At 62.4% G+C, this 8,072-nt stretch carries 8 protein-coding genes and 1 tRNA gene; 6 read left to right on the plus strand and 3 right to left on the minus strand.

The genetic code is table 11. The features are described 5' to 3' along the window. Positions 1-19 precede the first annotated feature (19 nt). Positions 20-898: a Bax inhibitor-1/YccA family protein gene (locus ABFX19_RS12495; RefSeq protein ID WP_346028736.1), complete on the minus strand. Its 879-nt coding sequence runs from the start codon at positions 896-898 to the stop codon at positions 20-22. 188 nt (positions 899-1,086) lie between these two features. Here ABFX19_RS12495 and ABFX19_RS12500 point away from each other — a divergent pair, with 188 nt between their 5' ends. The 5 genes from ABFX19_RS12500 to ABFX19_RS12520 all read left to right on the plus strand — a co-directional run bounded on the left by ABFX19_RS12500 (position 1,087) and on the right by ABFX19_RS12520 (position 5,838). After that, positions 1,087-1,383 carry a GroES family chaperonin gene (locus ABFX19_RS12500; protein ID WP_082566144.1) on the plus strand — a complete coding sequence of 99 codons (297 nt, stop codon included), beginning with the start codon at positions 1,087-1,089 and terminating at the stop codon, positions 1,381-1,383. A gap of 284 nt (positions 1,384-1,667) precedes the next feature. Further along, a complete protein-coding gene (locus ABFX19_RS12505) occupies positions 1,668-2,945 on the plus strand; it encodes a branched-chain amino acid ABC transporter permease (protein WP_404800758.1) in 1,278 nt (425 codons plus the stop codon). 12 nt (positions 2,946-2,957) lie between these two features. After that, positions 2,958-3,941, plus strand: coding sequence for a branched-chain amino acid ABC transporter permease (locus tag ABFX19_RS12510; protein WP_277359524.1), 984 nt, complete (start codon positions 2,958-2,960; stop codon positions 3,939-3,941). Positions 3,942-4,042: 101 nt separating this feature from the next. Further along, positions 4,043-5,056, plus strand: coding sequence for an ABC transporter ATP-binding protein (locus tag ABFX19_RS12515; protein WP_404800759.1), 1,014 nt, complete (start codon positions 4,043-4,045; stop codon positions 5,054-5,056). Next, the gene (locus tag ABFX19_RS12520; protein WP_277359525.1) at positions 5,053-5,838 is read left to right on the plus strand and encodes an ABC transporter ATP-binding protein; all 786 of its coding nucleotides are present in this window, start codon (positions 5,053-5,055) and stop codon (positions 5,836-5,838) included. The genes ABFX19_RS12515 and ABFX19_RS12520 overlap by 4 nt, the downstream gene beginning before the upstream one ends. 132 nt (positions 5,839-5,970) lie before the next feature. Here the strand turns inward: ABFX19_RS12520 and ABFX19_RS12525 are convergent, their stop codons facing one another. Continuing rightward, positions 5,971-7,368 carry an ABC transporter substrate-binding protein gene (locus ABFX19_RS12525; RefSeq protein WP_056548887.1) on the minus strand — a complete coding sequence of 466 codons (1,398 nt, stop codon included), beginning with the start codon at positions 7,366-7,368 and terminating at the stop codon, positions 5,971-5,973. Positions 7,369-7,613: 245 nt separating this feature from the next. On the opposite strand from ABFX19_RS12525, the gene ABFX19_RS12530 reads away from it, so the two are divergent. Next, positions 7,614-7,689, plus strand: a tRNA-Leu gene (locus ABFX19_RS12530). 17 nt (positions 7,690-7,706) lie between these two features. Here the strand turns inward: ABFX19_RS12530 and ABFX19_RS12535 are convergent. Continuing rightward, on the minus strand, positions 7,707-8,030 hold the full coding sequence (locus ABFX19_RS12535; RefSeq protein WP_318533039.1) for a CHY zinc finger protein: 324 nt from the start codon (positions 8,028-8,030) through the stop codon (positions 7,707-7,709). Positions 8,031-8,072 lie beyond the last annotated feature (42 nt).

Raw genomic sequence — 8,072 nt, forward strand, 5'->3', positions numbered from 1 at the left:
AGTCAGAGCGCTGTGTCGTTTACTCGCTGCCACGCAGGATCGCGATGAGGCGGAGGAACTCGATGTACAGCCACACGAGAGTGACTGTCAGACCGAATGCTGCCGTCCAGGAGTACTTGCGCGGTGCACCGTTGCGGACGCCTTCGCTGATCATCGTGAAGTCGATGACCAGGGAGAAAGCGGCGAGACCAATGGCGAAAAGACCGATGACGATGCCGAACGGAATTCCGTTTTCGAATCCGAACATCCCCTGGGTGCCCGGGATTCCCTCGCTGCGGACGCCGAACATTCCATCAGTCGCGCCGAAGATCATCAGGCCGAGGTTCACAAGACTGAACAGCGCGTAGCCGATGATCATGACCATGAAGATCTTCATGGCCTTGGGAGTCGCGCGTACCTTGCCGCTCCTGAAGAGCAGCAGCGTCACCGCGAACACCGACAGCGTACCGATCAGCGCCTGCATCGCGATGTTCGGGAACATTGCCTCGAGGAACATGGTGATGCCGCCGAGGAACAGGCCCTCAAGGAACCCGTAGCCAAGAATCAGCGCAGGCACCGGCTCGCGCTTGAAGGAGTTGACCAGGCCCAGCACGAAGCCGCCGATCAGACCGACAATCATCAGCAGCGGCGCCAGCGAGGGGAACAGGAACACCGGAACAGCGGCGCCGACCAACACCATGCCGATCGTGGCAACGGTCTTGACGATGACGTCGTCGAACGTCATGCGCCCCGTATCCGCAGGACCTGCCGAAGGCTGATTGTAGAGGTGCTCCAGCTGCTGCTGGTTCATAGCCGTTTGACCGGCCAAAGCTGTGGAACCGTACGCTGCCGAATTGTTGCCGCGGGCAGCGGTACGGAAGTTCTTACCGTTGAAAACCGGGTTTCCGCCGATTGCCATTGTGATGTAGTCCTCCATCTGGGGGCTGAGATTGTTCAACCCTACCAATATCAACGGATTCCACGCCGTTTTGTTCCTGAACCGCCCAGCCGGCTCTACCCGCGGCTGGAGAGCGCCAACGGTAGACTGTCGGCGTGCCAAACCTCCCTGCAGCGAAAGCTCCCCTGCCCGACGCACTGCCGCTGAAGATGCTGCACGACCGCCTCCTGGTCATCCTGGACAAAGACAGCAGCGAGCGGCGCTCGTCGTCGGGCATTGTCATTCCCGCCACCGCGGTGATGGGTAAGCGGCTCGCGTGGGCAGATGTGGCCGCGGCCGGACCCAGCGTCCGGCAGGTTTCGCGCGGTGACCGCGTGCTGTTCGACCCTGAAGAGAAATCCGAGGTCGACGTCGGCGGCACCGACTACATCCTCCTGCGCGAACGGGACGTCCATGCGGTGGCGCAACCAGAGACCGACGACGCCGGCACCGGCCTCTACCTCTAGCCACACCCTGGCGCCGGCCCAGTTTCCTCGCTCGAAGGCGTTCGCGCTACCCGCCGGTAGTCTCCGCCGAACAGTTGTTATGCAATTGCTATCTGGCAGGCCCCGTATGGCAAAAAGTGGTAACACAGCGCAGGTAACATAATCTCCACACTGAGTGACTTCGATCACAGGCTGTAAGGCCGTCGTACCTCGACGGACAAGCCACCATCGTGGAGGTTCATAACTTGATAACCAAGCCGACGCCGGCATGGCGCAGGAGGCTACTGATCCTGATTGCCGGCCTCATGGCCGCATGCTTCATGAGCGCACCCGCTGCAGGAGCATCAGCCTCCGTTGCTGCACCTGTCATGAACATGCAGACCCCCGCCTCCGTCCAGGCCGGGGAATTCCAAAACAGGATCAGCGGCGTGCTGCGCAACGCCGAGGGTCCGCTTGCAGACGTCCGCATCACGGTCACCGGTGAGGGTTTCGAAGGCGAAACCACCTCCGATGAAAACGGCCGCTGGGTTGTTGAGGTCGAGGAGCAGGGTGCCTACGAGGTGGAACTCGATGAGTCCACCCTCCCCGAGGGAGCCGCTCTGGCCGAAGGCCAGGAGAACCCCCGCACCGTTACCTTCGCCGGAACCACAAACATCACCACGCTCTTCCTGTTCGGTGAGGGCATTGTGCTGGAAACCACGAGTTTCTGGAACGTCTTCGCCGACCGCGCTGTGGCCGGCCTCAGCTTCGGCCTTCTCCTGGCACTGAGCGCGGTCGGGCTCTCACTGATCTTCGGCACCACCGGACTCACCAACTTCGCCCACGGAGAGATGGTCACGGCGGGGGCGGTACTGACCTTCGCCTTCGCGGCCATCGGGCTGCCGGCGTTCCTCGCAATCGTCCTAGCCGTCATCGCAGGAGGTGCGCTGGGCTATGTCCAGGACGCGGGCCTCTGGAAGCCGCTGAGGAAACGGGGCTCCGGGCTCATCCCGATGATGATCGTCAGCATCGGTCTCGCCCTGGCCCTGCGCTACATCATCCAGTTCTTCTTCGGCGGTGCAACGCAGCAACTTCCAGGCGCACAGGGCCGCATCCTCGACTTCGGGCCGGTATCCATCTCGCAGAACAACCTGACGTCGCTGATCACCAGCCTCGTTGTCATCCTGCTCATCGCGTTCCTGCTCCTGCGTACGCGCATCGGCAAGGCAACCCGGGCGGTCGCTGACAACCCGGCGCTGGCAGCTGCATCAGGAATCGACGTCGACCGCGTTATCCGGCTGGTCTGGGTTGTCGGCGGAGCACTCGCGGCCCTCGGCGGCATCCTCTGGGCCTACTACCGCCCCGGTGTCTCCTTCAATATGGGCCAGCAGATCCTGCTGCTGATCTTCGCGGGCGTGGTCCTCGGCGGGCTGGGTACAGTCTTCGGCGCCCTTGTCGGCTCGCTTATCGTTGGCCTCTTCGTCGAAGTGTCCACCATCTGGCTGGAGGCTGACCTCAAGTACGTCGGCGCTCTGCTCATCATGATCATTGTTCTTCTCTTCAAGCCAGAGGGCATCCTCGGCCGTCGAGAGCGCGTAGGTTAGGGGCCACCTGAAATGGACTTCGGAAATATTCTTGCCCTCGCCTTCGGCGAGATCATCAGCCCGACGACGGCGGCCTACGCGCTGGCGGCGCTCGGTCTCGCAGTGCACTTTGGCTATACCGGGCTGCTCAACTTCGGCCAGGCAGGTTTCATGGCGGTCGGCGCGTACGGCTTCGCTATCCCGACCCTCAGTTTCGGTGCGCCGCTTCCGGTCGCAGTACTGATAGCGCTGCTGGCTTCAGTGGTCTTCGCGATCCTGCTCGGCATTCCCACCCTGCGCCTGCGCGCAGATTACCTTGCCATCGTGACCATCGCTGCAGCGGAAATCATCCGCTATGTGGTGACGACCAACAGCCTCACGAACGTCACCGGCTCAGCCAACGGCCTCGCCGGAGGTTTCGAGAACGGGTTCTTCGCGCTGAACCCGTTCCCCGAGGGTGCCTACAACATCGGTCCGGTCGGCATGAACGCGGACGGGCTTTTCATCCGGGTGGTGGGCTGGACGATCGTTGCCCTGGCCTGCCTGTCCGTGTGGCTGCTCATGCGCAGTCCGTGGGGACGGGTGCTGAAGGGTATCCGCGAAGACGAGAACGCTGTGCGTTCCCTCGGCAAGAACGTCTACGCGTACAAGATGCAGGCGCTGATCATCGGTGGTCTGATGGGCACGGTTGCGGGGATGATCTTCACCATCCCCCGCGGCGCCGTGCAGCCGGCGAACTACGCGACGGAGCTCACGTTCTTCCTCTACACCGTGCTGCTGCTCGGCGGCATGGCCACCGTGCTCGGCCCGGTCATCGGCGCAATGATCTTCTGGGTGGTCCTCTCCCTCACCCAGAGCCTGCTCTTCGGCGCCATCGAGACCGGCGCCATCACATTCCTCACCAACGTCCAGGCCGGTCAGCTCCGGTACATCCTGGTGGGTGTTGCGCTCATGCTGCTCATGATTTTCAGGCCGCAGGGCGTACTCGGCAACAAAAAGGAGTTGGCGTTCGCATGAGTGAACCCACGGCGGAACCGACACCGCAACCCCCAGCAAAGCCAGGCGGACGGCGCGCAGCATATGTCGTTTCCGGCTCAGCCCAATCGCCAGCCGGGTCCATGCCCGGGCCCGCGGCGGATGGCATTGACTACATGACTGATTCACGGCCCATCACCGACGACACCCCCGGCCCGGGCTGCCGCAAGCGCGATCCGATCGTCACGGCGAAGAACGTCACCCGGAGCTTCGGAGGCGTCAACGCCGTCGATGTTGAGTACCTCGAGATCCCGCGGAACAAGATCACCGCGCTCATCGGCCCCAATGGCGCAGGCAAGACGACCCTGTTCAATCTGCTCACCGGGTTTGATTCGCCGCAGAGCGGGGAATGGACGTTCGACGGCCAGCCCCTGGCCGGCGTCGCGCCCTACAAAGTGGCGCGTCTCGGCATGGTCCGCACGTTTCAGCTGACCAAAATCATGGGCAAGCTCACCGTCATGGAAAACATGCGCCTCGGCGCTACAGACCAGCCGGGTGAGAGCCTCGCGCGAGCCCTCTTCAAGGGCCTGTGGGGCGGCCGCGAGAAGGAGATCACCGGCCAGGCCGAGGTCCTGCTGAAGAAATTCAAGCTGGATGCCAAGACTGACGACTACGCCGCCTCCCTCTCCGGCGGGCAGCGCAAGCTGCTGGAGATGGCACGGGCCCTGATGGTCAAGCCGCGCCTGGTGATGCTTGACGAGCCGATGGCAGGCGTGAACCCGGCACTCACCCAGTCCCTGCTTGACCACATCAAGAACCTGAAGGCAGAGGGCATGAGTGTCCTGTTCGTCGAACATGACATGCACATGGTCCGGCACGTTGCGGACTGGGTGGTGGTCATGGCGGAAGGCCGCGTGGTCGCGGAGGGAACTCCCGACGTCGTCATGAAGGATCCGGCGGTCATCGACGCCTATCTCGGTGCTCACCACGACGTCGACCTCGGCGACTCCCACGGCGTGGAAAAGCTCGAGGCCGAGCTTTCCCACGACGAGGAGTCTGTGGTGGGAACAGAGAATGCGGGGCTCCTGGACCACGCCAGAATCACCGAGCTTGAGGGCACCGCCCGAGACACTGGAACAGAGGAGAAGCGGCCATGAGCGAAGCAGCGGGAACCGCAGGATCACAGCGCGCCCACGGCGCGGAGTCAGTGCCCGGCAAGTCCGTCGTGAAGGTCACCGATCTGGTGGCCGGCTACCTGCCCGGCGTCAACATCCTGAACGGTTGCTCAATCGAAGCGCGGTCGGGTGAACTGATCGGGATTATCGGTCCCAACGGCGCAGGGAAGTCGACTCTCCTGAAGGCAATGTTCGGCCTTGTGAAAGTGCACTCCGGCACCGTAGTGGTGCGTGACCAGGACATCACCGGCCTGAAAGCCAACAAGCTGGTCAGCAAGGGTGTGGGATTTGTCCCACAGAACAATAACGTCTTCGCCACCCTGACCATCGAAGAGAACCTTCAGATGGGCATGTACCAGCGGCCCAAGGACTTCAAGGAACGCTTCGACTTTGTCACCGGCCTCTTCCCGGAGCTCGGCAAGCGGCGCGCCCAGCGCGCCGGGTCTCTCTCGGGTGGTGAACGGCAGATGGTGGCCATGGGCAGGGCACTCATGATGGAACCGGCCGTGCTACTCCTTGACGAGCCGTCCGCCGGTCTCTCCCCCGTCAAACAGGATGAGACGTTCCTCCGTGTCCATGAAATCAACCGGGCCGGCGTCTCGGTCATCATGGTGGAGCAGAACGCCAGGCGGTGCCTGCAGATCTGCGACCGCGCCTACGTCCTCGACCAGGGCAAGGACGCCTACACCGGCACCGGACGCGAGCTCATGAAGGACCCCAAGGTTATCCAGCTTTATCTCGGGACGCTCGCCGACACCGCGTAGCTCACGCCAGTAGAGGCCCTCTCCGTCCAGGAGGGGGCCTCAGCTGCGTTAAGGGCCCGCCCACACGCAGAAGAACCCCTCTCAGGCTGGGAGGGGTTCTTCTGTACTGTGCGAGTGAATCAGGTGGTGCGGTTAGAGCTGTCCTGCCTCGGAACGGTAAGGCTGCGGAACATTGTCCGCGTCGAACTCGTAGATACCGATGAAGGCTTCGGTCGGATCACCGTTCTCGTCGAACGTGATCGGGCCGGAGATGCCCTGGTAATCGATATCCTCGCCGTTGCGCTGGAGGGTGATGCAGCCTGCGTAGTCGAAGCACTCAGTGCCCTCCTTGGACACTGCCTCGAGTTCAGCTGCGATTGCTGCTCCGTCAATGCTTCCCGCTGCATCTGCGGCGAGGGCAATGAGGTTCACGGCATCGTAGCTTTCACCTGCGTAGTTCCAGACGTTCAGGTTCGGGTCGATACCGGCCAGCGCCTCCTTGAACTGGTCGCCTGCGAAGGAACCGGGCTGGGTGCCCTGTGCGCCTTCGAGAGTGCCGGGATCGAGATCCTCGCTGTAGTCGGCGGTGTTGCCGTCCACGAAGAACATCGATCCTGGGTCAACACCCTGACCGGTCATCAGCGGGATGATGCTGTTGGCCTGGTCGAAGCTGATAACCACGTAGGCGTCAGGCTCGGCTGCCACGAGGGCGTCCACCTGGCTGCTGAACTGCGAGTCACCCTCATTGAACATTTCCTCGGCGACGACCTGACCGCCGGCGCTCTCAACTGTTTCCTTGATACTGGCCTGGAGACCGGTGCCGTACGCATCGTTGAGTACGATCATGCCGACGGTCTGTGCACCACAGGCCATGATGTAGTTGCCGAGCACGCGGCCCTGCAGGACGTCGGAGGGAGCGGTCCGCCAGTAGAGCCCGTTGTCATCCCAGTCGGTGAAGTCCGGAGAGGTGTTCGCGGGCGACATCTGAACTACGCCTGCGCCGGTGATCTGGTTGATCACCGTCTGCGATACGCCGGACGACGCCGCGCCGACAATCGCACTGACATCCTGGGACAGGAGGTCGGTCACGGACTGCGTTGCAATGTCAGTGGTCGTGTCACCGGAATCGCGGTGGATGATCTCGATGTCCTGGCCGAGCACGCCGCCGGACTCGTTGATCTCCTGTGCCGCGAGGTTAACGCCTGCAATTTCGGGAGGACCGAGGAATGCGAGCGCGCCCGTTGTGGGCAGGAGGGATCCGAGCACCAAGGGAGATTCGGAAGTGGTTTCCGCCTCAGGTACTGCACTCGGATCGCCCTTTTCGCCGGGCTCGGGGGCTGCGCCGCCCTGACTCTCGGGACAGGTGAGTCCCGACGCTGCCGCTGCCGAGGCTGTCTCGTCCGAAGGTGAGGCGCCGTCACCTTCGGGGGTGGGATTTCCACCGCAGGCAGATGCGAAAAGTGCGACTCCCAGACTCAGGGCCGCAATCTTCGCTGCGCGCGGAGCATTCTCCCCGATGCTGAACCGCGCGGAGTTACGTGTTGCTGTCATGAAATTTATCTCCTCGATCGAAAGACTCGATCAGCCTTTGATGCGATCTCCAGGTGTTCCTGGTATGTGAAAAAGCTAGTGCAAAAACGTGTGCAAGATAAGCAAATCTGGTTACATCCTTGTAACGCTCGTCACAGGGGTCTTGACTAGCCTTCCAGCGGCATCGATCGAACGTGTGCGCGGCTCGCGTATTCTTGATGGGATGCTCTGGTGGACTCCCTGCCGGGACGTCCGTCGGAAGTTACGCCCCAGTAGCCCAATGGCAGAGGCAGGAGACTTAAAATCTTCACAGTGTGGGTTCGAGTCCCACCTGGGGCACCATCGGCGATGCCGCGCAGTCAGCTCTCTTCAGTCCCGAAGTACAGGTGTTTGTGCAGCCGGCAGCCAGGGTTGAACGGTGCACTGCACGAGAAACATCCGTCAGCCTCCAGGTAGTCCCGGATGGACATGGTGCACCGGCACACACCGCACAAGATTGCATCCGTGCCGTACTCCCCCGGTGGCCAGACCTCGGCGGCGTGGTCTGCCGTCTCCGCATGGCACAGATGGCAGGGGTAAAACTCGCCGCAGCACCTGAACCGGATGGCAACGATGTCCAGGTCCGTCCGGTAATGCACGCAGCGCGTTTGATCATCAACCGCACGCCCCAGCACCTTCCTCACGATCGTGAACTATAGCTGCTTAAACGACGACGGGGGGACCCG

It is taken from the genome of Arthrobacter parietis (genome assembly GCF_039530425.1).
GTDB classification, from domain to species: domain Bacteria; phylum Actinomycetota; class Actinomycetes; order Actinomycetales; family Micrococcaceae; genus Arthrobacter_D; species Arthrobacter_D parietis.

Bases quoted from the DNA above. Each gene is read 5' to 3' on its own strand.
- ABFX19_RS12495 (WP_346028736.1), bottom strand. From the start codon at position 898: ATGGCAATCGGCGGAAACCCGGTTTTCAACGGTAAGAACTTCCGTACC.
- ABFX19_RS12510 (WP_277359524.1), top strand. From the start codon at position 2,958: ATGGACTTCGGAAATATTCTTGCCCTCGCCTTCGGCGAGATCATCAGC.
- ABFX19_RS12525 (WP_056548887.1), bottom strand. From the start codon at position 7,368: ATGACAGCAACACGTAACTCCGCGCGGTTCAGCATCGGGGAGAATGCT.
- ABFX19_RS12500 (WP_082566144.1), top strand. From the start codon at position 1,087: ATGCTGCACGACCGCCTCCTGGTCATCCTGGACAAAGACAGCAGCGAG.
- ABFX19_RS12505 (WP_404800758.1), top strand. From the start codon at position 1,668: ATGGCCGCATGCTTCATGAGCGCACCCGCTGCAGGAGCATCAGCCTCC.
- ABFX19_RS12515 (WP_404800759.1), top strand. From the start codon at position 4,043: ATGCCCGGGCCCGCGGCGGATGGCATTGACTACATGACTGATTCACGG.
- ABFX19_RS12520 (WP_277359525.1), top strand. From the start codon at position 5,053: ATGAGCGAAGCAGCGGGAACCGCAGGATCACAGCGCGCCCACGGCGCG.